Raw genomic sequence first — 25,241 nt, forward strand, 5'->3', positions numbered from 1 at the left:
CAGAGCGCAGCCAGCGTTCTCCTGCAGATAGTACTCAACAACCTGTACTTTGAATTGCTTTGTATATTTACTCATGAAAACACCCCAAAAGTATGGACGGGTGTCCAACTTTTGGGGTGCAGTTCACAAGTGCTGGTTTTTTTTCACAGGCTATTCTCTGCACCCAGAGTGAGTGCAGAATAGCGTCGCGTATTACATGTTTTCGATCATGACGTCGCCGAAACCGGAGCAAGATACCTGAGTAGCACCTTCCATCAGACGTGCGAAATCGTAAGTCACTTTTTTGGAAGTGATTGCTTTTTCTGTCGAAGAAATCAACAGATCAGCGGCTTCAGTCCAGCCCATGTGACGCAGCATCATTTCAGCAGACAAGATCAGGGAACCTGGGTTCACATAATCTTTACCTGCGTACTTAGGTGCTGTACCGTGAGTAGCTTCGAACATCGCCACGGAATCAGACAGGTTAGCACCTGGAGCGATACCGATACCACCTACCTGTGCTGCCAGCGCGTCAGAGATGTAGTCGCCGTTCAGGTTCAGGGTTGCGATCACGCTGTATTCTGCTGGACGCAACAAAATCTGTTGCAAGAACGCATCAGCGATAGAATCCTTAACGACGATGTCTTTGCCTGTCTTAGGATTCTTGAATTTGCACCATGGGCCGCCATCAATCAATTCTGCGCCGAATTCTTTTTGTGCCAGAGCATATGCCCAGTCACGGAAGCCGCCTTCGGTGTATTTCATGATGTTGCCTTTGTGGACGATCGTCACAGATGGCTTGTCATTGTCGATTGCGTACTGGATTGCTTTACGCACCAGACGCTCTGTACCTTCACGGGAAACTGGCTTCACGCCGATACCAGAAGACTCAGGGAAACGGATTTTCTTAACGCCCATTTCGTCTTGCAGGAACTTGATCAGTTTTTTAACCTGGTCAGAGCCTTCTGCGAATTCGATACCAGCATAGATATCTTCAGAGTTTTCACGGAAGATCACCATGTCGGTTTTTTCTGGCTCACGCACTGGGGATGGCACGCCTTTGAAATAACGTACTGGACGCAAACAAACGTACAGATCCAGCTCTTGACGCAGCGCAACGTTCAGGGAGCGGATACCGCCACCAACTGGAGTTGTCAAAGGACCTTTGATAGAAACAACGTAGTCTTTCAGTACTTTCAGCGTTTCTTCAGGCAACCACACGTCAGGACCATACACTTTGGTCGATTTTTCACCAGCATAGATTTCCATCCAGCTGATTTTACGCTTGCCACCGTAAGCTTTTGCTACTGCAGCATCGACAACTTTGATCATGACCGGGCTAATATCAACGCCGGTACCATCACCCTCGATGAAAGGAATGATAGGATTGTCAGGAACGGTCAGTGAGAAATCCGCGTTGACGGTAATTTTTTTACCTTCTGCAGGAACTTGAATATGTTGATACATTGTTTTCTCCGTAGTTAGGCGATCAAGCGACACGCGCTTTTTTCACAATATGCCTTGCCTATATATAAAAATACCGCTATTCACATTAACTCTTATATAAGACAGAAGACTTTCATTTCGTATTATGCACTAGTATTTTACTGGATGCCATCAGTTTACTGAATTGCGGTTACCATATTGCCATGAAACTGATATTACTCAACAAGCCCTTTAACGTGATGTGCCAGTTCTCACATCATCCTGACCGCCCTACGCTGGCGGCCTATGTGGACATTCCCAATATATATCCTGCAGGTCGTTTAGATGCAGATAGTGAGGGATTAATTTTACTCACCGATGACGGAAAACTGCAAAACCGTATCAGCCACCCCGCACACAAACTACCTAAGACCTATCTGGTACAGGTTGAGGGTAGCCCCAGCAGCGAGCAACTGAAACAATTGCGGCAGCCGCTGGACTTGGGTGACTTCATTACCCAGCCTTGTACCGTCAAACACATCCATGAGCCTGAATGGCTGTGGCCACGCCAGCCGCCAATCCGGCAGCGTGCACAGATCCCGACTAGCTGGCTATGCATGATCCTGTCTGAAGGAAAAAACCGCCAGGTGCGGCGCATGACGGCCGCCGTGGGCTTGCCGACCCTGCGTCTGATACGCACCGGTATAGCGGGCTTTTCTTTAGAATCCCACCCTCTGTTGCCAGGTGAGTGGCAGGAAGTGAAGCTGAACTGACCGGCCGCAGATACCAGTCACAGGCAGTAAGCCGCCGTGAAAGATGTAGCAATTGAACCTTCCTGATTTTTTTTGCGGTAGGATTACGTTTCAATTTTTTATGCAGACCAAGACAATGAACCCAACTTTTCGTTTTGCAACATCATTTAGCCTCGTGCTGGCAGGCTTATTTTTCACTGGCCACGCGGCATATGCACAGACAAAACTGCCAGTTAAGCAACTTTCTGCAGGGATGCACCTAATCCAGGCCGAGGTTGCTGCGAACGATGCAGACCGTCAGCAAGGCCTGATGCTGAGGACGAAGATGGGCACGAACGAAGGCATGATTTTCGACTTCGGCGCACCGGCAGGTGTATGTATGTGGATGAAAAACACACTGATCCCGCTGTCTGTCGCCTTTATTGACGCAGAAGGAACAATAGTCAATATCGAGGATATGAAACCGCAGACACTGGAATCCCACTGCGCCAAGAAAGTCGTGCATTACGCACTGGAGATGAATCAGGGCTGGTTTAAGCAAAGAAATATCAAACCTGGCACTAAGATAGACGGTTTGCCACTAAAGTAAGCTGGCCACCGGCAAGGCAGCAAGGAAAAGCCGGACTTTTCCTTGCTCTGGGCAGGCATACTGCAACGAACAGACCTAACAGCAGACAAACAATCTGAGAAAAACAAAAAACCGCAAATAAATTTGCGGTTTTTTCTTCCGATCCTGCAATTTGCAGGTGAAACAGCTGGATATTAAGCCAGTGCTTTCAGAGCGGATGCCAGACGGCTCTTATGGCGAGCTGCCTTGTTTTTGTGAATGATTTTCTTGTCAGCGATACTGTCGATTTTAGAAACAGATGCTTGGAAGATTGTCGCAGCAGCAGCTTTATCACCAGCTTCGATTGCTTTACGAACAGCCTTGATTGCAGTACGCAATGCAGAACGTTGGCTGGAGTTATGCGCGTTTTGTTTTACTGCTTGACGAGCACGTTTGCGTGCTTGTGCGGTATTTGCCATGAGATTTCCTAAACGTGGTCAAAGCGACGAGGTCAAAGCAAGTTGATCAAATGCCACGCCGCAAAATTCTATACAGCTTTGCAGTATAACGCGTTTTTTTTTCGTTAGCAAGCATCGCTGTGGTTTTGAGTGAATTGGTGATTATAAACTTTTTCCTGACTGTTTTCATCTGATTTTTCACTTTCTGTGCAAGACAAAACGGGATGATTCCCTGATCATAGTAAAGTGCATACAAAAAATTATTTATCCCCCGCCCGGAATAGCAAACATGGACCTCAAACCAATTTATCTGCAAGGCCAACACATCAGTCTGGAGCCATTGAACGAGTCACATCTGGACGACATTCGCGCCGCAGCAGCGGATGGCGAACTGTGGAAGCTGTTTTTCACCTCAGTGCCACGACCCGACCAGGTATCACAATGGCTGGCAACTGCACTGGAAATGCAGCAACAACAACGCGCACTGCCATTTGCTGTGCGCGACAATCAAAGTGGGAAAATCATAGGTTCCACCCGTTACTGTAATATCGAGCACACGCATCAAAGGGTGGAAATCGGCTACACCTGGTACGCGCGCTCAGCCCAGCGCAGCGGCGTCAATACCGAGTGCAAGCACCTGCTGCTCAGGCATGCATTTGAAGTCTGGCAGTGCATCGCCGTAGAATTCCGCACCGACTGGTTTAACCGCCGCTCCCAGGCTGCGATAGAAAGGCTGGGAGCGAAGCGTGACGGTGTTCTGCGCAATCACATGATACTGCCGGATGGCCGGATTCGTGATACCGTGGTGTATAGCATCCTGCGCAATGAATGGCCAGGAGTCAGTCAGAATCTGCAATATATGCGACAACAATATGGAGAGTGATACGTGTTAATCGATTTTTTCTTTACGCTCAAAGACGCCAAAGTTCCGGTTTCGATTAAGGAATTTCTGGTATTGCTGGAAGCGTTGGAAAAAGGCCTCATCAGCCTGTCGCTGGATGACTTCTACTTTTTATCCCGCACCATCCTGGTCAAGGACGAAGCGCATTACGATAAGTTTGATCAGGCGTTCGGCAAATATTTCAAAGGGATAGATACCCTGTTTGAAAAATATCCTGAGATTCCGCTGGACTGGCTGCAAAAGCGCATGCAACGTGAGCTCACTGATGAGCAACGCGCTGCCATAGAAAAGTTTGGCTACGATAAGCTGATGGACAAACTCAAAGAGCTGCTGAAGGAACAGAAAGAAAGACATGAAGGCGGTAACCGCTGGATAGGCACCGGCGGCACCTCACCTTTCGGCAACGGCGGCACCAATCCCGAAGGCATACGCATAGGCGGCAAAGGCGGCAACCGTAGCGCGGTCAAAGTCTGGGAGGCGCGGACCTTTAAAGACTACGATGAAGAACGCGAACTCGGCACCCGCAATATCAAGGTAGCCTTACGCAGACTGCGTAAATTTGCCCGTCATGGTGCGGAAGAAGAACTGGCACTCGATGCGACTATTCGCGCCACCGCCAACAATGCAGGCTATCTGGATATACGCATGCAGCCTGAGCGTAAGAACAATATCAAAGTCCTCATGTTGCTGGACGTCGGTGGCACTATGGATGACCACATCGCGCAAACTGAAGAATTATTTTCCGCCGCAAAAACCGAATTCAAAAATATGGAATTTTTCTATTTCCATAACTGCGTCTACGACTATCTATGGAAAAACAACCGGCGCCGTCATGCCGAGAAATTCCCAACCTGGGACGTGCTGCGTAAATATCCGCCAGATACGAAAGTTATCTTTGTCGGCGATGCAACCATGAGCCCCTATGAAATCCTGCAACCGGGTGGCTCGGTGGAGTACAACAATGAAGAAGCCGGTGCCGCGTGGATACAGCGTTTTACCCATACTTTCCCGAAAACGGTGTGGCTGAATCCGGAACCTGAAGGTCTGTGGCAGTATCGCCAGTCCATCGCTATCATGCGCCAGTTAATCAGCGACCGCATGTTTCCCGTGACCTTAGACGGATTGGCGCGTGCGATGCGTTTGCTCAGCAAATAGGCACAGCAGCAAAAAAACGCAGCATACCAGCTGCGTTTTTTTGCGACAGGCTATATGCGCCATCAGTCAAGTTGCATGAATTTCTTGATAGTTTTCAGCACCAGTCTGCGCGACAAAGGCTTGACCAGAAACCCCTCGCACCTGACTTTATTCCCCAATCCCAGCTTGTACTCAAAACTACGGTCAACCAGAAAAATAACTGCTGTTTTCAATCCGCTGTTCTGACGCTTCAATCCCTCACATAAGCGATATGGATCGACATTTGGCGTTGAGGTATTGATCATGGTGAGGGCATGCTGATGGTTGCCATCTAAGAGCAATGCGCTGCGCTCGTCAGAAGCCAGTGTCACCGGCACGCCATAGGCATCCATGATGCCAGCGACATACTCACGGAAATGCGTGTCTTTGTCGACGATCAGTATACCGCCCTTGGCCATAGGCTGTTGACGCATGCGTTCATATACCGCAGGTTCAGTCAGATCCAGATCCAGCCTTTTATGACGGCGGCGTTCATGCACAGAAATCGCGGAAAAGGCACTTAGCGTGGTCAATAACAACTCACGCTTATCGATCAACGCATCCAGAATCTCGAAAATTTTACGCCAGCGTATAGGCTTAGGCATCACCTGATAGGGCAGATCGATATCCGTTTTTCCGACCAACAGCACGGGTTGCGCTTCTCCGGGATGCAAGTCCGATAAGTCAGCAATCGCTTTCAATTCGCTGGCATTGACGATGTACATATCCGGGTCCTGTATGCAACCTGGTTTCAGACAGGAATAGCGATAGCCCTTCTCGCGTGCTACCGCCAGCACGGTGGAAAAGGTCTCTTCCTCCTTTGCAGAAAATCCAAGCAAGCGGATGGCAATCGTTGGAGTTTTTAGTGACATCGTTTATCCATCTACTCAATACAGCTACAATAGCTGCCAAAACCTGTGCAAGAATACATCGAAATGTGTACTGCAAACAAAAAAATTGCAACTTAACATCCATCAATTAACCAAAACAACAGTTTTTACTTCGCATGGCAACCAAAAAAAATACAGCAAGCACTGACTATAGCGAATCCTCGATCCGGGTCCTGAAAGGACTCGAACCGGTCAAGCAGCGTCCGGGTATGTACACGCGGACCGAAAACCCGCTACATATCATCCAGGAAGTAATCGACAATGCGTCCGATGAAGCACTGGGTGGTCATTGCAAACACATTCAGGTCACACTCAATACCGATGGCAGTGTCAGTGTGGAAGATGATGGCCGCGGCATTCCGGTTGGCCTGCATCCGGAAGAGGGTGTGCCTACCGTAGAAATCGTGTTCACCCGTTTGCATGCTGGCGGTAAGTTCGATAAAGGTTCAGGCGGTGCCTATGCCTTTTCCGGTGGTCTGCATGGCGTCGGTGTGTCAGTCACCAATGCACTGTCTAAACGTCTGGAAATCACAGTTTGGCGCGAGGCCGGATTGCATCAGCTGACTTTTGCCGATGGCGACGTGATCGAACCTTTACGCAGCCAGCCCATCCCGCGTGGCGACAAGAAAAACGGTACCCGTGTCTCGATCTGGCCAGATGCAAAGTACTTCGATTCTGCCAATATTCCACTCGGTGAATTGCAGCGATTGTTGCGCTCCAAGGCCGTGTTGTTACCCGGCGTTAAAGTCACACTGACCAATGCCAAAACGGGGGAATCCCTGGTCTGGCAATATGACCAGGGCTTACGCGGCTACCTGACCGAAGCATTGGCACAGTCCTCGCATGGCGAACCCCTGATCCCGCTGTTCGAGGGTGAACAGTTTGCCGGTTCTGACAATGATGGCTTTGCTGAAGGCGAAGGCGCATCCTGGGTCGTGGCATGGACAGAAGAAGGCAATGTGGTGCGTGAATCCTATGTCAATCTGATTCCTACCCCTGCCGGTGGCACCCACGAATCCGGCTTGCGCGAAGGTTTATTTGGCGCGGTAAAGAGCTTTGCCGAAATGCACTCCCTGCTGCCGAAAGGCGTTAAATTGCTGCCGGAAGACGTGTTTGCACGGGTTTCTTTCGTGCTGTCTGCCAAAGTGCTGGACCCACAATTCCAAGGGCAGATTAAAGAACGTCTGAATTCACGCGATGCGGTGCGGCTGGTCTCGTCGTTTACCAAGCCACCACTGGAACTCTGGCTGAATTCGCACGTGGAGTACGGCAAAAAACTGGCGGAACTGGTCATCAAACAGGCACAGTCCCGTCTGCGTTCGGCACAAAAAGTCGAAAAGAAAAAATCCTCTGGTGTCGCTGTGTTGCCGGGCAAGCTGACGGACTGCGAATCCAACGACATCACCCGCAATGAAATCTTCCTGGTGGAAGGTGACTCGGCAGGTGGTTCCGCCAAAATGGGCCGTGATAAAGAGTTCCAGGCTATTCTGCCGCTGCGCGGTAAGGTGTTAAATTCCTGGGAATCAGAGCGTGACCGCTTGTTTGCCAATAATGAGATTCACGATATCGCCGTTGCGATAGGCGTTGATCCACACGGCCCCAATGACCAGCCTGATCTGTCCAATCTGCGTTACGGCAAAATCTGCATCTTGTCCGATGCGGACGTCGATGGTTCACACATCCAGGTACTTTTGCTCACGCTGTTCTTCAAACACTTCCCGCAACTGATTGCGCGTGGCCACATCTGCGTCGCGAGACCACCGCTGTTCCGCGTTGATGCGCCTGCACGTGGTAAAAAACCAGCCCAGAAAATCTATGCGCTGGACGAAGGTGAACTGACTGCAATTGAAGACAAGCTGCGCAAGGATGGCGTCAAAGACGGTGCCTGGAGCATCTCGCGCTTTAAAGGTCTGGGTGAAATGAATGCGGAACAATTGTGGGAAACCACCATGAATCCGGATACCCGTCGTCTGTTACCGGTAGCGCTGGGTGAATTTGATCAGGATTTTTCCGAAGCCCGTTTCAATATGCTGATGGGTAAAGGTGAAGCCGCTGCACGCCGCGCCTGGATAGAAGAGCATGGGAATGCAGTGGAAGCAGATATTTAATCCAGCCTGACGCTGAAGTATCCCCCGAACACAAGAATGTCACATGCCAGGTCTGCTATCAGGCCTAGCAACCAACTAATAAGCAAATCAGCCTATAAGCAGCTATGAGCGAACAAGCAAATTTATTTGAACAAGCCCCTCCCCCTGCGGATGGTGATGCACTGACGCTGGCGACCTTCGCCGAACGTGCCTATCTGGACTACGCAATTTCCGTCGTCAAAGGCCGCGCCTTACCGGATGTTTGCGACGGACAGAAACCGGTACAGCGCCGCATCCTGTACGCGATGAATGAACTGGGGCTGAATGCCAGTGCCAAACCCCGCAAATCCGCGGCCGTAGTCGGCGATGTGCTGGGCAAGCTGCATCCGCACGGTGATCAGTCTGTGTACGACGCATTGGTACGTATGGCACAGGACTTTTCGCTGCGTTATCCCTTGATCGACGGTCAGGGTAACTTCGGTTCGCGCGATGGCGACGGTGCAGCGGCGATGCGCTATACCGAAGCACGACTGACGCCGATTTCGCGCCTGTTGATGGATGAAATAGACGAAGGTACCGTTGATTTTCAGCCTAACTACGATGGCACCACACAAGAACCAAAACTACTGCCAGCACGTCTGCCCTTTGTGCTGCTCAATGGCGCTTCCGGTATTGCGGTCGGTCTGGCGACTGAAATTCCTTCACATAATCTGAGCGAAGTTGCCAAAGCTGCCGTGGCGCTGATCCGCAATCCAGGTATGTCTCATACAGAACTGATGACCTATATTCCTGGCCCGGATTTTCCGGGTGGTGGTCAGATCATCACACCATCGTCCAACATCGCAGAAATGTATGCCAGTGGCCGCGGCAGTATGAAAGTCAGGGCTCGCTGGAAAATCGAAGAGCTGGCGCGCGGCCAATGGCAGGCGGTCGTCACCGAACTGCCACCTGGCACATCGTCCCAGAAAGTATTGGAAGAGATAGAAGAACTCACCAATCCGAAAATCAAGACGGGTAAAAAGACTTTGTCGCCGGAACAGGTCTCGCTCAAACAAATCATCCTGTCAGTACTCGATACGGTACGTGACGAATCGGGCAAAGATGCGCCGGTCCGACTGGTGTTTGAACCAAAATCCAAGAATCAGGATCAGACCGAGTTCATGCAAATGCTGCTGGCGCATACATCGCTGGAAACCTCTGCATCGATGAATCTGGTGATGATAGGCGGGGATGGACGTCCGCGTCAGAAGGGCCTGATTGATATCCTCAATGAATGGATCGCATTCCGCTTCACGACTGTGACTCGCCGCACCCAATATCGTCTGAAAAAAGTCGATGACCGCATTCACATCCTGGAAGGACGCGAAGCAGTCCTGCTCAATATCGATGAGGTGATCCGCATCATCCGCGAATCGGACGAGCCCAAACCCGCGCTGATTCAGGCGTTCCGGCTGTCTGAACGGCAGGCCGAGGATATCCTGGAAATCCGGCTGCGTCAGTTGGCGCGTCTGGAAACCATCAAGATCCAGCAAGAACTGGCTGAGCTGCGCAAGGAAAAAGCGACGCTGCATGACTTGCTGGACAATCCGGCATCCATGAAAAAAATGCTGATCAAGGAAATCGAAAGCGATGCCAAACAATTTGGCGATGCGCGCCGTACACTGATAGAAGAAGCAGCCAAAGCCTCGGTTGAGCAAAAAGTTGTGGATGAACCGGTCACCGTAGTAATTTCGGAAAAAGGCTGGGTACGTGCGCGTACCGGCCATGGTCATGACACTGCCCAATTCAGCTTCAAAGCGGGTGACAGCCTGTATGGCACCTTTGAATGCCGCACGGTCGACCATATGCTGGTATTCGGCTCCAATGGCCGCGTGTATTCGGTCGCTGTGTCTGCCCTGCCCGGCGCACGTGGTGATGGTGTACCGGTCACCACCCTGATTGATCTGGCACCAGGCAGCAAAATCCTGCATTACTTCGCTGGCAGTAGCGAACAGGCGCTGCTGATGGCATCCAGCGCGGGTTATGGCTTCACCGCTAAAGTCGGCGATATGGTGGGCAGAATGAAGGCTGGGAAAGCCTTTATGACGCTGGAAGACAGTGATCTTCCGCTGCCACCGGGTGTGATCAGCGAAGATGCCAGCGCGATTGCGTGCTTGTCCGCCAATGGCAGACTACTGGTCTTTGGTCTGGCTGAAATCAAGCAACTGTCAAGCGGTGGCCGTGGCGTGATCCTGATGGAGCTGGAAGACAAGGAAAACCTGAGCGCAGTGCAGGTCATCAGTCAAAAAGGACTCAAAGTCACTGGTACCGGACGTGGTGGCAAAGCGCAGGAAGTCAGCCTGAGTGCCAATGCTTTGCTGGTGCATATCAATAAGCGTGCCCGCAAAGGCAAAGTGCTGGAATCAAAAATCAAACCTTTGAGCCTGCAACGCATCAGCTAAAACCTGAAATGCGTTTCAAGCACTGAAATAAAAAAGCCCGGAATCTGTTGAAGATTCCGGGCTTTTGACTTAACACGTTTGCTTTATGTTTGCTTTATGCCAGAGTGATGCGGTTGCGGCCTTCCTGTTTGGATACATACATGGCAGTATCCGCCACATCAAATAGCTGATCTGGATCATTTGCTTTTTCCATATCAGCTACACCGGCAGAGAAAGTCACAGAGAATTCCACATCTTCCGAATGCTGACTGACTTTAGAAAATGCCTGTCGCACCTTATCCAGCACACGCCTGGCGGTACTGGCCGTCGTATCTGGGAAAATCACGGCAAACTCTTCACCACCGTAACGGCCAACGATGTCAGTACGGCGCAAACGCTGACGCAGAATACGGGCCAGCGTGCGTAATACCTGATCCCCGGTCGCATGACCGTAGCTGTCATTGATCTTCTTGAAATTATCCAGATCTATCATCGCCAACGCCAGCGGCGCGCCATTTCTGTGAGCCTGCAATACTTCAGCTTCCAGCTGTTCTTTAATCGCAGTGTGATTCAGCAAGCCGGTTAAACCATCACGCATGATCAAGGCACGCAGTGAGCGGTAACGCTCAGCGCGGGTCGACAGCGAAGAGACCAGATACTCAGGAGGTACCGGTTTAGTGATGAAATCATCGGCACCCGCCTTGACGGCATCGAGCTGCTTATTCACATCGGCTTCGCTCGATAAAAATACGATAGGCACATCAACATACGAGTTATCCTGACGTATCAGGCGAGACAATTCGACGCCGCTGCAGACTGGCATATATACGTCCAGCAGCAATAGCTCAGGACGAAAATCCGTCATCACGGCAAGTACCTGCGTCGGGTCATTGAGCAAACGCACATTCATACCTACGTCACGCAGTATGGCACCATAAAATTTGGCGGTGACCACGTCATCGTCGATGATTAATATGCGGTAGCCATTGCTCAGATCTCGCTGAGAAATTGTATCGATGCGTTCAGTCAGCGCCACGACATCGACCGGCTTCGTGAAGTAACCGTCGCCCTTGGCCCGTACCGCCAGCAAGCGCGACTCAAAACTACTGGTTTTAGAGATGAAAATAGTCGGGATGCGCAAGCGCTGCAATTGCTCAATGCGCTTAATTTCATCGACACCGGCATTCTTCCCTTCCGGAAAACTGAGCTCAATCACGATCACGTCCGGACGGCGTGTCGCAATCGCCAGCGCCAGGTCTTTTAAATGCGGGATACGCCGGACTTCATAGCCGAAGTGCTCCAGCTGTAACGTAATAGCTGCCTGCTGATCCTCATCTTCATCCACCAGATAAATCAGACGGGTTTCGTTTAATACATCCTCGCCATGAACCAGATCCGCCATGAGCTCACTTTCATGGTCTGGCGCCTGCCTGAGATCAGCCACGGCATGCGTGAAATAATGACGTAACTCTGTTGCCAGATGCTGCACTTCTTCCGCAGTCCAGACCGGACTTACCAGCCAGGGCTTAATACGGGATTCGAAAGCCCGGGCCTGTAAGCCCAGCTCAGAAAAACCAAAAGTCCCTGCTGACCCGGCCATCGTATGCAAATGCCGGTGCAATACCGTCAGCGCATCTTTGTTATCTGGATGCGCAGCAAAATCGTTGAGTGCAGAGATAATCTCTTCGCACTTGCCTGGCAATTTTTGCAGGAATACAGCTTCTAAAGCACGTAATTTCTCCAGCAAGCTGTCATTTTTACTATTCATTACGCTCTTTCCAGCCACAACTTATTCACTTGGGCCGAGAGTTCCATAGGATCAAAAGGCTTGGCTATCACACCTATCGCACCCAGTGAACGGTAAAACTCCAGCTCAGATGACTGAACTTTGGCCGTCATAAAAACCACAGGCGTATTTGCCGTCGCCGGAATTTTGCGCAATTCATTCAAGGTGGTCGGACCATCCATGTTTGGCATCATCACATCCAGCAACAACAAATCAGGGGTATATCCACCATTCACGACAGATAGCGCCAGTGCGCCGGAACTACAGGTGTTCAAGGCAAACCCACCTACTACCTCAAGCGAAATCTGTGCAACCGTCTGAATATCCGGATCGTCTTCTACATACAAAATATGATGAAGGCTTGCTGCTGTCATTGTCACTCCTGTTGAATACTTCAGTTGATTACTTCGGTTTGATCGGTTCAGGATAATTCAAGATTGTGGCTAAAACAATTAAATTTCCTGATTAGGTTTGATCAGAGCTGGTGCCGTCTGCATTAAACGGCACGGACTATCTGGAGTATGCGCACTACACACAAAGTCATTTTATCTGGCTCACATTTTAAAATAAGGTACACCACGCAATCTTTGCGCCAGCACAGCCCAGCTCAGGAATAAAGCCTCTTATCTAAGCTTAAGAAGTGCCAGCTGCTGTCAGCAGAACCTCATTCAGTTATTTGAGTGAAAAGTCAACCCGCGCCGCTGAGCCCTTATCCTTCAGGTCATCCGCCTTGAGTTTGGGGGCGATCAGGAACAGGCGTTCGCGTGGTACTCCGGCAACATCTTCCAGGTAATCCCGTACCAGATCGGCACGTTTTTGTGCCAGTTCACGCATATCCTCTTCGCCGATGGCCGTGTGACGTATCAGCATCGCTTCCATCTCTGCAGCAGGCAGCGATTTATTCAACCCCAGCATATTCTTTGGCTTTTCAAATTTGGCCGCATCATACAAAGCCTGCAGATAGCGCTGACGCTCAGTTGCATCCAGACTGACTTCACTGAGCTTCACAGACTTATCCTTTTTCAATCCGTCACGCCACTTTGCCTCCTGCAGGCGTGCAGCCAACTTACGGCTACGCACACCAGCGGCATCCGTCTCAGGGTCGATCCGGCCTATGATGTCCAGCTTAAGTGCCTGGCGATTCATGAGCGCCTTGGCCAACTGGTCCAGCTTCGCCGTCATGGCTGGCGTCAGCTGTGCCGCACCTGCCTCAAATTCCACGTAGGCGAGTTCTTCCCCGCCGCCAAACATTGATCCGAGCAATGCAAACGGTGACGTCACGGCTTTGGTGAGCACATTCACAAACACCTTCATGATGATGCTGCCGACCGAGAACTGCGGGTCCGATAAAGAACCGGAAATCGGTAAGTTAATCGCAATACGGCCATCGTTGTCGCGCAATAAAGCAACTGCCAGCATTACCGGTAAACGGGTCGCACTGGGGCTCTCGACGCGCTCACCAAAAGTCAGTTGATCCAGCGTGACGGCATTATCCGCTTTCAATTGCTGATTTTCGATGCGATAGCTGACTTGCATAGAAAGCTTACCTTTGTCGATCACATAGCCCGCATATTTGGCAGCATATGGCGTCAGACGGGTCAGCTCTATGCCGTTCGCACTCCCTTTAATATCGAGGAAGACCGGCTCGGACAAGGGATTCAATGTGCCGGAAATCAGCAGCGGCGCATCGTCGTCAACTTTGCCATTCAACTCCACCGTGGCCGGCTGAGGATTATCGGATGCCAGTGTACCGATATTGCCCGACACACCAGTCAGATTCGCTTTGTAATTCGGTTTGATGAAATTATCGGTGAAATTGACGTTACCGCCGCGAATTGCAATTTGCCCTATCCGTATCACTGGCTTGCGTGCCGCTGTAGCTTGCGCTGGCTCAGCGGCGCCTGTCGGTGCCTGTGTGACTGCAGCGACGCTGGCTGCAGCTGTCAGTGCAGGTGCCTCCCCTGTAGCTGAAGGCTGCGCTTTTGTTTGCACCACGATATTTTGCAAATTCAGCTTACCTTGCTCTGACAATACCGCTCTGGCATAAAAGTCTTTCAAGCTCAGTTGCTTCATGTCGACCATCTGCTGCGTCGGTGTCAGGCTCACACTTAAGCCATCAAACATTATCGCTTTCCAGTCCAGGAAATCCTGATCCGAGCCATTTTCAACGATTTGAAAATCACTGAAACCCAGCTTACCCTGATAGCGAATTTCCCTTTGTGGCTCCAGCACACGCGCCAGTTGCAGCTGACCTTTGGCACTGGCCACGCCTTGTGTGATTTCCACATTCAGCAATGAAGAGAAATACGGATACAAACCAGCCACCGGCAAGCCCTGTGCATCCAGATCCAGCTTGAGTTGCGCTAATTGCGCAGTGCTGCTGCCATTCAGTTTCAGGCTACCTTTGCGGTTCAGGCGGGATTGCAACTGGAATTGCATGGCATTCGCTAAATCACTGCGCCAGCCTTGCAATTGCAGATTCAGATTTTCTGTCGTCAATTTAACCGCAGGGCTCACCGAGCTATCCTGGAATTGCAAAGCGGCGTTGTCCAGTTGTACCCGGCCCGCAGCCAGTTTCCAGGCCTTGCCTGGTGCCGCCGAGTTAGCTGGGGCAGCACCGCCCTGTGTCGGTGCTTGCACCAGCCAGTGTTGAAACCCACTGGCGAACTCTTTGCTGCGGCGCAGATCGGTATTCAAACCTTGCAGACGTATCGCATCGACGCTGAGCTCGCGCTTGCCGGTGTCGAGCGCAAGCTGCTCCAGACGCAAGGATTGCAAAGCAATGCTGCCATCTTCTTTTTTACCTACAATCTGAAAACGGCTGAGTTCGGCATCCATCGCCGATAAAGCCAGTATGCCTTCCTGCCATGCAATCTGAGTCTGCGCCTTCAGTTCACCCTGTACAGTGGCTTGCAGATAAGGACTGATAAAACCCTGATAGTGCTCCAGCGCCAGCTGTTCAATACTCAGCTTACCATTCAATGCGGCACTTAAAGGCTGCAACTGCGCCTCCAGCTCCAGCCCCTCACCGGCGCTGCCTTTGAGCTGCAGATGGACGGTCGCTGCCGCCGCATCCTTATGGGTGGATATACCTTGTGCGTGCAAAGTGATCTGGCTGAAATCCAGTACCTGCTCCGTCGTACTGTGCAGGCTGTCGCGTAAATGCAGCTGCCCATCATTGATCGCGAGTTGATGCAGCACGATGGCCGGCAACGCAGTGGACTGAGGTGCTGCTGCACCTGATTTTGCAGACTCGCGGTCAGACTCACTGACAGACTTATTTGCCTGCTTTACCGACGAATTTGCGGTACTGCTCTGTGTCAGGCTGGCCCAGTTCAAACCCTGCTTTTTATCCATCGTCAGCCAAACCTGCGGGCCGGTCAGATGTAGCTTGCCGATGTCTGCGGACATTTTTTGCAAGTCGAATTGACGGATTTCGGTTTTTACCGCTTCCAGTTGTAACAACTCAGCGCCGGCCTTGTCCAATAATTTGAGCTGACGCAGACCCAGCTCGCCGGACAACACAATTTGCGCATGCGCCTGTTGTTTGAAACTCAGATCCAGCCGGGTATCGAGTAAAGCAGAACTGAGCTGCACCGGCAGCGACACGGGCAGATAAGGAACGAGCTGCGCCAGATCCAGTGCATGTAAATCAATGGCGAGACTGGTATCCAGACCTTTGGTAAATGGCTTGGCGCGTGCCTTGAGGTCTATTGGCGCGCCATTCAGTTTTGCCTGAAATTTTGGTTCAACAAAACTATCTATCGCTTTGGGAAAATTCGATACAAAAGGCACACCGACAGCGATCTCGCTGAGTACGAATTGCTTGTTCAGTACACGATCATGGAGTTGTATCCGGCCACCCTGTATCTGTATATTGCTGATCGCAAAACGCGTCTCGCCGTCACTTTTTGGCTGAGCCGCGAGTTTATTGAGAATATCGGAAAAATTATACACACCCGCTTCGCCAGCACTCTCGCGTACCAGAAAAACTTCCGGCTGTTCCAGCCGGATTTCATCGACCACTGCGGCACGATGAAATAAGGAAGTAACAGACAGGTTCAGCTCGGCCTTATGCACACTTAGCGCAATATTCTTTTGGTCTGCTTCATATAATCGTAGTCCCTCTGCCGTGACCGCTAACTGCAAAGGTGAGAAGCGGAGCTGATCGAGTTCCAGCTTACGTCCAGTCTGCTGTTGGGTTTGTTCTATCAATACCGTTTTGAGCCAGCCAGGCAGCAATAACCAGCTAAGCAGCATGCTCAGTAGCAGCAGGGCAGCCAAGCCGCTCATCCAGCGTCTTGTTTTTCCACGTGTGAAAAATTCGCGAAACTGAGACATGTTATCAACCTTTTTGAGTACGGATCAGTGGGCATCCCCGACACTGATGTAGAACGATGAAACCGGAAACGGCGTGCAACGATGATCTTGTGCCGCCTTGACTGAACTACAGCTATCCAAACACAAAGCCACCGGCAACGACAGTAAGCGCAACACCGTGGCCGTCGCTCTATCATCAGACTTAACAGGATGGAGGTCGCTCAAATCTGAAAAAAATGGCGATCCTGTATCTTCAGATCACTATTATACGTTGAACAAAAACAAACCCCGCCGCAGCGGGGTTAAAAAAATGTGTCTTAGAGGAATTACTGTAATCGACCACGAAAAACTTTTTCCTTGAGGAAATTTCCACCTATAAAGTAAGCCAGATCAGCCGGTCGGTCGATATCCCAGATAGCAAAATCAGCGGACAGACCAACTTCCAGCTTCCCTGTTTCCTGCGCCAGCCCCAGCGCCCGTGCCGCGTGACAGGTCACGCCTTGCAAGGCTTCCAGTGGTGTCATGCGGAATAAGGTGCAAGCCATATTCATGGTCAGCAACAGCGATGTCATGGGCGAGGTGCCCGGATTGCAATCCGTCGCCAGCGCAATTGGCACCCCGGCAGCACGTAAGGCGGCGACCGGTGGCAACTGCGTTTCGCGCAAAAAGTAAAATGCACCGGGCAGCAATACCGCAACCGTTCCTGCACTGGCCATCGCGGCGATCCCGTCTTGCGACAGATATTCCAAATGGTCGGCAGATAAGCCCTGATAACGCGCCGTCAGTGCCGCGCCCTGCTGATCAGATAATTGTTCGGCATGCAGTTTGACCGGCAAGCCCAATGCTTGCGCAGCCTGAAATACGCGCTCAGTCTGGGCCGCAGAAAATCCGATTTTTTCACAGAAAGCATCGACCGCATCGATCAGTCCTTCAGTGGCCAGTGCAGGCATCATTTCTTCACACACCACGCGCAGATAGTCATCGCTGCGTCCCGCAAACTCCGGCGGCACCGCATGTGCGCCCAGAAAGGTAGTACTGACCCGCACCGGGAAACTGGCGGCGATCCTTCTGGCGACACGCAATATGCGCGCTTCAGAAGCCAGATCCAGGCCATAGCCAGATTTGATTTCCAGCGTGGTCACACCTTCTTTGAGTAAGCTGTGCAGACGTGGCAAAGTGGCTGCCAGTAACTCTTCTTCGCTGGCGGCACGGGTAGCGCGCACGGTAGCAACGATGCCGCCACCCTGGTGTGCAATGTCTTCGTAGGCAACGCCATTCAGGCGAGCCTCAAATTCATTGCTGCGGTTTCCTGCATACACCAGATGGGTATGACTATCGATCAGCCCCGGCGTCATCCAGGCGCTGCCAGCATCATACACGGCACTGGCTTGCCAGCCAGACGGCAATTCTGCCTGTGGCCCCAGCCAGGCGATGCGCCCGTCTTTGACCGCTATCGCGGCATCCCGGATTTCTCCATATCCTTCGCGCATCGTGGCCAGATGCACATTCAGCCAGCAGCTATCCCATTGCATCAGCTTAATCCTGTCGCTAAAAAATGTATGCGGATCAGATACAGTTCCGCCTGTTCTGCCGCCTCAATCGTGAAGCGTACACCTGCGTGTTCCGTGCTTTCTTCGAACAGGCACAAATCGCTGGCCTGCAACAGACTGCCGTTATCCAGCCTGGCTTCACCACGCGCACAAAACAGCAATACCTGCTGCGCATCCTGTGCCGAGATCACATGCTGACCAGCCCCCAGCCTTTGCATATAGTGGGTGCAAATGTCACGGCGTGTCATCATATTCAAATCCAGCACCGTCTCGCCCTGCACCAGCTCGGCAAACACCGGCGTTTCACCGGCAAAGCGGTAAGGCTGGCTGTCACGGGTCAGCGTGACGCTGGCCGCATGTTGACTCTCACTATCGCATTGCATGATCAGACCCTGACCAGATAACACAGCCAGTGTGCGGTCTATGCGCGCAAAATGTGAAAATGGACCGGCACTGCTGACGCTGGCTGTGCTCAGACGCCAGATAAACTGATCGAGCCCTGCCTGCTCAGGAAATACCGCAAGCTCGGTCGTGGAGCCGCCGCCATTCTTCCAGGGCATGGTGTGATAATCGTGCAAAGTCCAGTGACGCATAAAGGTTTCCGCAAAAAATACACAATGAACAGAGTGAGGGCTGGCTAAACCCCGTGCAGCAGTTTAAGCCTTCAGGCCCTCAACTCTGTTCAGCTAAGTTCAACTCAAATACAACGATTGATACAAGTCCTGACATTGTGCACTCAGGCTGCCTGAAATCACCAGCGCTTTTGCAGCTTCGATATCCGGCGCAAAGTAGCGGTCTTTGTCATAGAAGCTGACCTTCGTACGCAGCAATGCATGTACCTGGTTCAGCGTGTCCGAGGTTTTGAGTGGTGCATGGAAATCCACGCCCTGCGCCGCTGCCAGCAATTCGATGCCGACTATAGTCGCTGTGTTATGTGCCATTTCATGCAGGCGGCGCGCGCCATAAGTCGCCATACTGACATGATCCTCCTGATTGGCCGAAGTTGGAATCGTGTCGACGCTGGAAGGATGGGCATGGGATTTGTTTTCGGAAGCCAGCGCAGCTGCGGTCACATGCGCAATCATAAAGCCGGAATTCAGACCCGAAGACGGCACCAGGAACGGTGGCAGACCTGAGATAGAAGCGTCGATCAGCAATGCAATACGGCGTTCAGAAATCGAGCCAATTTCCGCAATCGCGAGTGCCAGCGTATCCGCCGCAAACGCGACTGGCTCAGCATGGAAATTACCACCGGATATGACTTCACCGGTTTCTACAAACACCAGCGGGTTGTCGGTCACTGCATTGGCTTCAATCAGCAAAGTACGCGCTGCATTATTGATGATATCCAGACAGGCACCCATGACCTGAGGCTGGCAGCGCAGGCAATATGGATCTTGCACGCGCTCGTCATTGACCAGATGCGACTGGCGGATTTCACTGCCAGCCAGCAGCGAACGGTAAATTGCAGCGGTCGCGATCTGACCAGGCTGACCACGGCTGCTATGAATACGTGCATCAAACGGTGCGTCGCTGCCTTTAGCAGCGTCGACCGACAAAGCACCGGTAATGGTCGCCGCTTCCAGCAGACGCTCTGCCAAAAACAGGCCATGTAAAGCCAGCGCAGTCGATACCTGGGTACCGTTAATCAGCGCCAGACCTTCTTTTGCGGCCAGCACCACAGGCGTAATGCCAGCAGCTGCCAGTGCTTCACGTGCAGCCTGCAATTGCCCGTTGACCCGTACTTCGCCCTCACCCAGCAGCGCCAGCGTCATATGTGACAACGGTGCCAGATCGCCCGAAGCACCGACCGAGCCCTTGACCGGTATGGCCGGCATGATGCCAGCGTTAACCATCGCGATCATGCTGTCGATCACCGAGGCACGAATACCGGACACTCCACGTGCCAGGCTGGCGATTTTCATGGCCAGAATCAGGCGCACCACTTCATCAGAAATCAGTTCACCGGAACCGACGGAATGCGACAAAATCAGATTACGCTGCAACAGTTCCAGCTGTTCATCCGGTATGCGGGTCTTAGCCAATTTGCCAAAGCCGGTATTGATACCGTATGCCGCATCGCCTTTGGCGACGATCTGGCTGATCGTATCGGCGGACGCATTAATCGCTGCATAGGCGGACGGCGCCAGTTTCAGGGTTTGCGGCTGGCTCCAGATCGCGCGCAAATCGGACAGGCTGAATTGGCCAGGTTGAATTTCAAAACAGGTAGTCATGCTTATTCTCTCTTTTTATCTGCTCTGGCCGGGTGCTGAACGACAGCGACGTCCGGCATCAGAGTAACAGCTGGTTGATCTTTTTTAGCGACAAAACTTATCCCGGCACAGCACTGTATATACCTGCAGGCCGGGATGACTATGCGCAATGCTGCTTATTTAATCATCGGCAAATTCAAGCCTTCGCGCTTGGCGCAGGCGATAGCCTGTTCATAGCCAGCGTCAGCATGACGCATCACACCGGAACCGCAATCGTTGACCAGCACGCGCGCCAGACGCTTTGCAGCAGCCTCAGTGCCATCGGCCACAATCACCATACCGGAATGCTGGGAATAACCCATGCCCACACCGCCGCCATGATGCAAAGAGACCCAGCTGGCGCCACCGGCGGTATTCAGTAAGGCATTCAGCAAAGGCCAGTCAGAGACAGCATCGGTGCCATCACGCATACCCTCGGTTTCGCGATTCGGACTGGACACTGAACCGGTGTCGAGATGATCACGACCGATCACGACCGGCGCTTTGAGTTCGCCGTTTTTGACCATTTCATTGAATGCGAGGCCGGCGATATGGCGCTCACCCAGACCCAGCCAGCAAATACGTGCCGGTAAGCCCTGGAAGGCGATACGTTCACCCGCCATGTCCAGCCATTTATGCACGCCTTTATTATGTGGGAATAATTCCTTGATTTTGGCATCGGTTTTACGGATGTCTTCCGGATCACCCGACAAAGCCACCCAGCGGAACGGACCTTTACCGTCGCAGAACAGCGGACGGATATAGGCCGGTACGAAACCAGGGAAATCGAAGGCATTGTTTACGCCGGTATCGAATGCGACCTGACGGATATTATTGCCGTAGTCGACAGTAGGAATACCCATTGCGTGGAAATCCAGCATGGCCTGTACATGCACCGCACACGCCTGAGCCGCGTCCGCAGTCAGCTTTGCATGTTGTGTCGAATCGCGCTGGGCAGCCTTCCACTGCTCCACGCTCCAGCCTACAGGCAGATAGCCATTGATCAGGTCATGAGCCGACGTCTGGTCAGTCACCAGATCCGGTTTCATGCCGCCCGCTTTGGCGCGCTTGACCAGCTCAGGCAGGATTTCAGCCGCATTGCCGAGCAAGGCGATAGAAACCGCTTCTTTACGTTCGCAGTGATGCTGTATCAGGGCCAGCGCGTCGTCCAGGTCCTTCGCTTGCTTATCGACATAGCGGGTACGCAGACGGAAGTCGATACTGCTTTGCTGACATTCGATATTCAGTGACACCGCACCGGCAAAGCTGGCTGCCAATGGCTGAGCACCACCCATACCACCAAGACCAGCAGTCAGTATCCAGCGCCCACCCCAATCGCCGTTGTAATGCTGGCGTCCGGCTTCTGCGAAGGTTTCATATGTGCCCTGCACGATGCCCTGGGTGCCGATGTAAATCCAGCTGCCTGCAGTCATCTGGCCATACATGAACAGACCTTTACGATCGAGTTCATTGAAGTGCTCCCAATTCGCCCATTTCGGCACCAGATTGGAATTCGCGATCAGCACGCGTGGTGCATCTTCATGCGTCTGGAATACACCTACTGGCTTGCCTGACTGTATCAACAGGGTTTCATTGGCTTCCAGCGCCTTGAGTGAAGCCAGAATCTGGTCATAGCATTCCCAGTTACGTGCCGCGCGGCCTATGCCGCCGTAAACCACCAGATGCTTAGGATTTTCAGCGACGGCCGGGTCCAGGTTATTTTGTATCATGCGATAGGCAGCCTCAGCCACCCAGGTCTTACAAACCTTCTCAGCACCATGCGGTGCGTGAATTACACGGCTGGCATCCCAGCGCGGATCATTATCTAAATGCGTCGTCATGACTTGTCTCCTGTGAGGGTGGTTTTTCCGGGACTCAGTCATGCGCGATCACGACACAGACTGCAGCCATCGTCTTACTAAGCATTGAGTGTAAGTTGTATATACAACTTTTGCAAGCGGAATTTACATGCGACAATGCAGGAACTTAACGACCAGTCCGGACTCACACTACAAGTGTGAATCACAGCGATCAACATGTATTGAGCTGAGTCCACCATTTTTTAACAGGAAGCACGTGTCCAGCACTCAAGCCAGCGCCCCTGCCTTTCAGGCGATCAAAGATTACTTATTGCGGGAAATTCAGTCCGGTACCTGGAAAGAAGGCCAGGCCATCCCCTCGGAAGCGATGCTGGCCACGCAGTTTTCTGTGTCGCGCATGACCGTCAACCGCGCAGTGCGCGAGCTGACCAGTGAGCAGATTTTGAACCGGATACAGGGCTCGGGCACGTATGTGGCACAACAAAAATATCAGGCCACACTGGTGGAAATTAAAAGCATCGCCGAAGAAATCCGTTCGCGCGGCCATGTGCATCGTAGTGAATTGCATGAACTCAGTGAAAGTCCCGCTAACGAACAGTTAGCGGCAGAATTTCTGGTGAAGCCCGGACACCGGCTGTTTCACTCGGTGATCGTGCATTTTGAGAATGAAGTGGCGATACAGGTCGAAGACCGCTGGGTCAATTCCAGCGTGACACCGGATTATCTGGCACAGGATTTCAGCAGCATGACGCCCAATGAATATCTGGTGGCAGTCGCCCCTTTGCAAGGTGTGGATTACCGTATTGAGGCAGTACTGCCTCCGCGTCAGATCGCGGAGATGCTGCATATTTCGACCAAGGAAGCGAGCCTGGTACTGCATAGAAAAACCCGCTCACAAGGAAAAATCGCGACCAGCGTAACCATGTGGCATCCGGGCAAGCAATACCAGTTCACCGGCAGCTTCTGAAGCCAGCGCACGTGAATTTGCAACTGGCCTGCCCGCTTGTTAAGCGCATGGTAACAGCGCCGTAACAACCTTGGTTGCCAGAGCAAGTTACAATACGGACCAGACAGAACAACAGAAAAAACAACAGAAAGGCCACATCATGGCAAAAAAACAGGATCTCGATCCGGAAGAACAAGCGCTGATCGCCTGGTGCATAGAAGTGGAAACGCATCTGATCGCCGGTGGTGCGACCCGTGCACAGGCGCAGGACCATATCGAAGAACAGATAGAGTGGTTCACCGATCTGTATTTTGATGGCCTGACTCCGGAACAGGCAGCGCAGGAAGCCTTAGCCTGATTATCGCAGTCAACGGGATCGCACTGGCCCGCGTTGAGCTGGCACGCCCCGCATAGGCAGCACCATTCTGCGCCGCGCTTTCGTCACATTTGTTTTGCTAATATTGGTTCAGATGAAAATGAGTCGTCGAATTTTAGTTTTATCCTCGCTATGCCTCAGTCTGATGCTGGGCGCATGTAGCACAAGCAGTAAAAACGCCGCCTTGCAGCACGAAGAGTTTGGTGAGTCCGGCGTATTTACGCGTAGCTTCCCAGGTACCGAACAAAGCGCCTGCGAAGCCGCCAGACGCGCCCTGCTCAGTCAGGGGTATGTCATCAGCGACTGGAAACCGGCCATCATCAAAGGCCGCCGCAAATACCAGCATGACGCCGAAGTCCACGCTGAAATCGAATTCAATGTGGTCTGCGTCGCGGACAGCAAAGGCAGTAACAGCACCACGGTATTTGCCAATGCAGTGCGGGACCGCTATTCGCTCAAGAAAAGCAATACCTCGGCCAGCATAGGTGTGAGCGCCTTGGGCTCGGTGTCTTTACCGTTTGGTTCTACCGATGATGCCCTGGTCAAGGTCGCCAGTGAAACCATTCCGACTGGTCAGTTCTATAACCAGTTCTTTGATCTGGTAGAACGCTATCTGGACGCGAAAACCTATCCCAACGAGCCTGAGCCTGAAAAGAAAGAAGCGGAGAAAAAAGAAACCGGCAGCGACAGCAAACCCGGTGCGGCCTCTGCCGGTTCCGCTGAAGCAGAACATCACGGCGATGACTGAGGGCTTGCCATTCGCACGGCCACGTCAGGCCGATGATTTACAACGTCTGGTCAGCATGGCTATGCCTTATGGAAAATACCAGGGCCGTATGCTCGCCGATTTGCCCGGCCATTATCTGGGCTGGTTTGCACGTCAGGGTTTCCCGAAAGGCGAACTTGGACGTTTGCTGGAACTGATGTACGAAATCGACCATAACGATTTACGCGAACTGTTACGACCACTGCGCCCGTCCTGAAGCTGACGCTGGCCCTCAGCGCATTTGCCCTTCATAAACAAAAAATCCTGCTCCAGACTCACTGGACGCAGGATTTTCTTTGACCTGAGCGATATCCGCATACGGGCGGCTGCCCGTTGCGCCGGATCGCTGAGCTTACTTCGTTTCTTGTTTTTTGACTTTGCCTGCAGCAGACGCTGGCAGGAATTTCATTGGGTCATTCGCACCGGCTGCATACGCAGTCGTGATGCTGGATTGACGCATGCAGGATGCACCAAGTACGTTCGCATCTGCAGATGCCGAGTTTTTGCAGACTTGCAGTTCTTTGACGGTATTCAAAGGAATACCGGCTGCTGCGGCAACAGACACGATAGCCTGTGGGTTAGCACCACTCGCGACCAGGTTATCTACGGTTGCCTGCAGATTGGAGCTGCTGCTCAATGCGGTGAAAATACTATCTACCGACACATCCACACCTTCAGCCATAGCGACCGATGTACCACCTGCGATCAACAAACCTGCTACTGCCAGTTTCAAGAATTTTTTCATGACGTCCCCTTCAACGAATAAGCAAAACTATTTTGCTTGAAGCAACTA

At 52.1% G+C, this 25,241-nt stretch carries 21 protein-coding genes; 10 read left to right on the top strand and 11 right to left on the bottom strand.

What is annotated here, in order from left to right; genetic code table 11:
• Positions 1 to 192: 192 nt before the first annotated feature.
• Positions 193 to 1,446 (bottom strand): NADP-dependent isocitrate dehydrogenase, encoded by a 1,254-nt coding sequence (gene icd, locus H8K47_RS16180; protein WP_162021165.1) that lies wholly within the window; start codon positions 1,444 to 1,446, stop codon positions 193 to 195.
• Positions 1,447 to 1,628: 182 nt separating this feature from the next.
• Here icd and H8K47_RS16185 point away from each other — a divergent pair, with 182 nt between their 5' ends.
• Complete coding sequence (locus H8K47_RS16185) at positions 1,629 to 2,177, top strand: pseudouridine synthase (RefSeq protein ID WP_186882433.1); 549 nt, start codon at positions 1,629 to 1,631, stop codon at positions 2,175 to 2,177.
• A gap of 115 nt (positions 2,178 to 2,292) precedes the next feature.
• A complete protein-coding gene (locus H8K47_RS16190) occupies positions 2,293 to 2,745 on the top strand; it encodes a DUF192 domain-containing protein (RefSeq protein ID WP_186882434.1) in 453 nt (150 codons plus the stop codon).
• Between the two features lie 173 nt (positions 2,746 to 2,918).
• On the opposite strand, the gene rpsT is transcribed toward H8K47_RS16190, so the two are convergent.
• Positions 2,919 to 3,182 (bottom strand): 30S ribosomal protein S20, encoded by a 264-nt coding sequence (gene rpsT / locus H8K47_RS16195; protein WP_162021168.1) that lies wholly within the window; start codon positions 3,180 to 3,182, stop codon positions 2,919 to 2,921.
• A gap of 268 nt (positions 3,183 to 3,450) precedes the next feature.
• Here rpsT and H8K47_RS16200 point away from each other — a divergent pair, with 268 nt between their 5' ends.
• A complete protein-coding gene (locus H8K47_RS16200) occupies positions 3,451 to 4,044 on the top strand; it encodes a GNAT family N-acetyltransferase (protein WP_186882435.1) in 594 nt (197 codons plus the stop codon).
• Positions 4,045 to 4,047: 3 nt separating this feature from the next.
• The gene (locus H8K47_RS16205) at positions 4,048 to 5,217 is read left to right on the top strand and encodes a vWA domain-containing protein (RefSeq protein ID WP_186882436.1); all 1,170 of its coding nucleotides are present in this window, start codon (positions 4,048 to 4,050) and stop codon (positions 5,215 to 5,217) included.
• A 62-nt stretch (positions 5,218 to 5,279) separates the two neighbouring features.
• On the opposite strand, the gene H8K47_RS16210 is transcribed toward H8K47_RS16205, so the two are convergent.
• Positions 5,280 to 6,107 (bottom strand): PleD family two-component system response regulator, encoded by an 828-nt coding sequence (locus tag H8K47_RS16210; RefSeq protein ID WP_186882437.1) that lies wholly within the window; start codon positions 6,105 to 6,107, stop codon positions 5,280 to 5,282.
• 134 nt (positions 6,108 to 6,241) lie between these two features.
• Here H8K47_RS16210 and H8K47_RS16215 point away from each other — a divergent pair, with 134 nt between their 5' ends.
• Positions 6,242 to 8,233, top strand: a complete 1,992-nt coding sequence (locus H8K47_RS16215; RefSeq protein WP_186882438.1) for a DNA topoisomerase IV subunit B — start codon at positions 6,242 to 6,244, stop codon at positions 8,231 to 8,233.
• Positions 8,234 to 8,337: 104 nt separating this feature from the next.
• Positions 8,338 to 10,653, top strand: coding sequence for a DNA topoisomerase IV subunit A (gene parC, locus H8K47_RS16220; RefSeq protein WP_186882439.1), 2,316 nt, complete (start codon positions 8,338 to 8,340; stop codon positions 10,651 to 10,653).
• Between the two features lie 94 nt (positions 10,654 to 10,747).
• Here parC and H8K47_RS16225 read toward each other — a convergent pair whose 3' ends face one another.
• The 7 genes from H8K47_RS16225 to hutU form a co-directional block, all read right to left on the bottom strand.
• On the bottom strand, positions 10,748 to 12,400 hold the full coding sequence (locus H8K47_RS16225) for a diguanylate cyclase (protein WP_186882440.1): 1,653 nt from the start codon (positions 12,398 to 12,400) through the stop codon (positions 10,748 to 10,750).
• A complete protein-coding gene (locus H8K47_RS16230; protein WP_186882441.1) occupies positions 12,400 to 12,792 on the bottom strand; it encodes a response regulator in 393 nt (130 codons plus the stop codon). The genes H8K47_RS16225 and H8K47_RS16230 overlap by 1 nt, the downstream gene beginning before the upstream one ends.
• Before the next feature lie 298 nt (positions 12,793 to 13,090).
• Complete coding sequence (locus H8K47_RS16235; protein WP_186882442.1) at positions 13,091 to 16,759, bottom strand: DUF748 domain-containing protein; 3,669 nt, start codon at positions 16,757 to 16,759, stop codon at positions 13,091 to 13,093.
• Positions 16,760 to 17,064: 305 nt separating this feature from the next.
• A complete protein-coding gene (gene hutI / locus H8K47_RS16240) occupies positions 17,065 to 18,270 on the bottom strand; it encodes an imidazolonepropionase (protein ID WP_222612822.1) in 1,206 nt (401 codons plus the stop codon).
• Complete coding sequence (locus H8K47_RS16245; protein WP_186882443.1) at positions 18,270 to 18,881, bottom strand: HutD/Ves family protein; 612 nt, start codon at positions 18,879 to 18,881, stop codon at positions 18,270 to 18,272. Before H8K47_RS16245 ends, hutI begins: the two co-directional genes overlap by 1 nt.
• 99 nt (positions 18,882 to 18,980) lie before the next feature.
• Positions 18,981 to 20,522 carry a histidine ammonia-lyase gene (gene hutH, locus H8K47_RS16250; RefSeq protein ID WP_186882444.1) on the bottom strand — a complete coding sequence of 514 codons (1,542 nt, stop codon included), beginning with the start codon at positions 20,520 to 20,522 and terminating at the stop codon, positions 18,981 to 18,983.
• Positions 20,523 to 20,677: 155 nt separating this feature from the next.
• Complete coding sequence (gene hutU, locus H8K47_RS16255; RefSeq protein ID WP_186882445.1) at positions 20,678 to 22,381, bottom strand: urocanate hydratase; 1,704 nt, start codon at positions 22,379 to 22,381, stop codon at positions 20,678 to 20,680.
• Positions 22,382 to 22,616: 235 nt separating this feature from the next.
• On the opposite strand from hutU, the gene hutC reads away from it, so the two are divergent.
• From hutC to H8K47_RS16275, 4 genes are all read left to right on the top strand, one after another.
• Complete coding sequence (gene hutC / locus H8K47_RS16260) at positions 22,617 to 23,327, top strand: histidine utilization repressor (protein ID WP_329604182.1); 711 nt, start codon at positions 22,617 to 22,619, stop codon at positions 23,325 to 23,327.
• A gap of 139 nt (positions 23,328 to 23,466) precedes the next feature.
• Entirely contained in the window at positions 23,467 to 23,664 is a 198-nt protein-coding gene (locus H8K47_RS16265; RefSeq protein ID WP_162021181.1) for a hypothetical protein, read from the top strand.
• A 118-nt stretch (positions 23,665 to 23,782) separates the two neighbouring features.
• Positions 23,783 to 24,430: a DUF2242 domain-containing protein gene (locus tag H8K47_RS16270; RefSeq protein ID WP_186882447.1), complete on the top strand. Its 648-nt coding sequence runs from the start codon at positions 23,783 to 23,785 to the stop codon at positions 24,428 to 24,430.
• Complete coding sequence (locus H8K47_RS16275; protein ID WP_186882448.1) at positions 24,423 to 24,665, top strand: DUF3820 family protein; 243 nt, start codon at positions 24,423 to 24,425, stop codon at positions 24,663 to 24,665. Before H8K47_RS16270 ends, H8K47_RS16275 begins: the two co-directional genes overlap by 8 nt.
• Before the next feature lie 135 nt (positions 24,666 to 24,800).
• Here the strand turns inward: H8K47_RS16275 and H8K47_RS16280 are convergent, their stop codons facing one another.
• Positions 24,801 to 25,193: a hypothetical protein gene (locus tag H8K47_RS16280; protein WP_186882449.1), complete on the bottom strand. Its 393-nt coding sequence runs from the start codon at positions 25,191 to 25,193 to the stop codon at positions 24,801 to 24,803.
• Between the last annotated feature and the right edge of the window lie 48 nt (positions 25,194 to 25,241).

It is taken from the genome of Cognatundibacterium rugosum (assembly GCF_014284365.1).
Classification (GTDB): Bacteria; Pseudomonadota; Gammaproteobacteria; order Burkholderiales; family Burkholderiaceae_D; genus Undibacterium; species Undibacterium rugosum.

Excerpts from the sequence above, each read along its gene's own strand:
- icd (WP_162021165.1), bottom strand. The coding sequence starts at position 1,446 with ATGTATCAACATATTCAAGTTCCTGCAGAAGGTAAAAAAATTACCGTC.
- H8K47_RS16185 (WP_186882433.1), top strand. The coding sequence starts at position 1,629 with ATGAAACTGATATTACTCAACAAGCCCTTTAACGTGATGTGCCAGTTC.
- H8K47_RS16190 (WP_186882434.1), top strand. The coding sequence starts at position 2,293 with ATGAACCCAACTTTTCGTTTTGCAACATCATTTAGCCTCGTGCTGGCA.
- rpsT (WP_162021168.1), bottom strand. The coding sequence starts at position 3,182 with ATGGCAAATACCGCACAAGCACGCAAACGTGCTCGTCAAGCAGTAAAA.
- H8K47_RS16200 (WP_186882435.1), top strand. The coding sequence starts at position 3,451 with ATGGACCTCAAACCAATTTATCTGCAAGGCCAACACATCAGTCTGGAG.
- H8K47_RS16210 (WP_186882437.1), bottom strand. The coding sequence starts at position 6,107 with ATGTCACTAAAAACTCCAACGATTGCCATCCGCTTGCTTGGATTTTCT.
- H8K47_RS16215 (WP_186882438.1), top strand. The coding sequence starts at position 6,242 with ATGGCAACCAAAAAAAATACAGCAAGCACTGACTATAGCGAATCCTCG.
- parC (WP_186882439.1), top strand. The coding sequence starts at position 8,338 with ATGAGCGAACAAGCAAATTTATTTGAACAAGCCCCTCCCCCTGCGGAT.
- H8K47_RS16225 (WP_186882440.1), bottom strand. The coding sequence starts at position 12,400 with ATGAATAGTAAAAATGACAGCTTGCTGGAGAAATTACGTGCTTTAGAA.
- H8K47_RS16230 (WP_186882441.1), bottom strand. The coding sequence starts at position 12,792 with ATGACAGCAGCAAGCCTTCATCATATTTTGTATGTAGAAGACGATCCG.
- H8K47_RS16235 (WP_186882442.1), bottom strand. The coding sequence starts at position 16,759 with ATGTCTCAGTTTCGCGAATTTTTCACACGTGGAAAAACAAGACGCTGG.
- hutI (WP_222612822.1), bottom strand. The coding sequence starts at position 18,270 with ATGCAATGGGATAGCTGCTGGCTGAATGTGCATCTGGCCACGATGCGC.
- H8K47_RS16245 (WP_186882443.1), bottom strand. The coding sequence starts at position 18,881 with ATGCGTCACTGGACTTTGCACGATTATCACACCATGCCCTGGAAGAAT.
- hutH (WP_186882444.1), bottom strand. The coding sequence starts at position 20,522 with ATGACTACCTGTTTTGAAATTCAACCTGGCCAATTCAGCCTGTCCGAT.
- hutU (WP_186882445.1), bottom strand. The coding sequence starts at position 22,381 with ATGACGACGCATTTAGATAATGATCCGCGCTGGGATGCCAGCCGTGTA.
- H8K47_RS16265 (WP_162021181.1), top strand. The coding sequence starts at position 23,467 with ATGGCAAAAAAACAGGATCTCGATCCGGAAGAACAAGCGCTGATCGCC.
- H8K47_RS16270 (WP_186882447.1), top strand. The coding sequence starts at position 23,783 with ATGAGTCGTCGAATTTTAGTTTTATCCTCGCTATGCCTCAGTCTGATG.
- H8K47_RS16275 (WP_186882448.1), top strand. The coding sequence starts at position 24,423 with ATGACTGAGGGCTTGCCATTCGCACGGCCACGTCAGGCCGATGATTTA.
- H8K47_RS16280 (WP_186882449.1), bottom strand. The coding sequence starts at position 25,193 with ATGAAAAAATTCTTGAAACTGGCAGTAGCAGGTTTGTTGATCGCAGGT.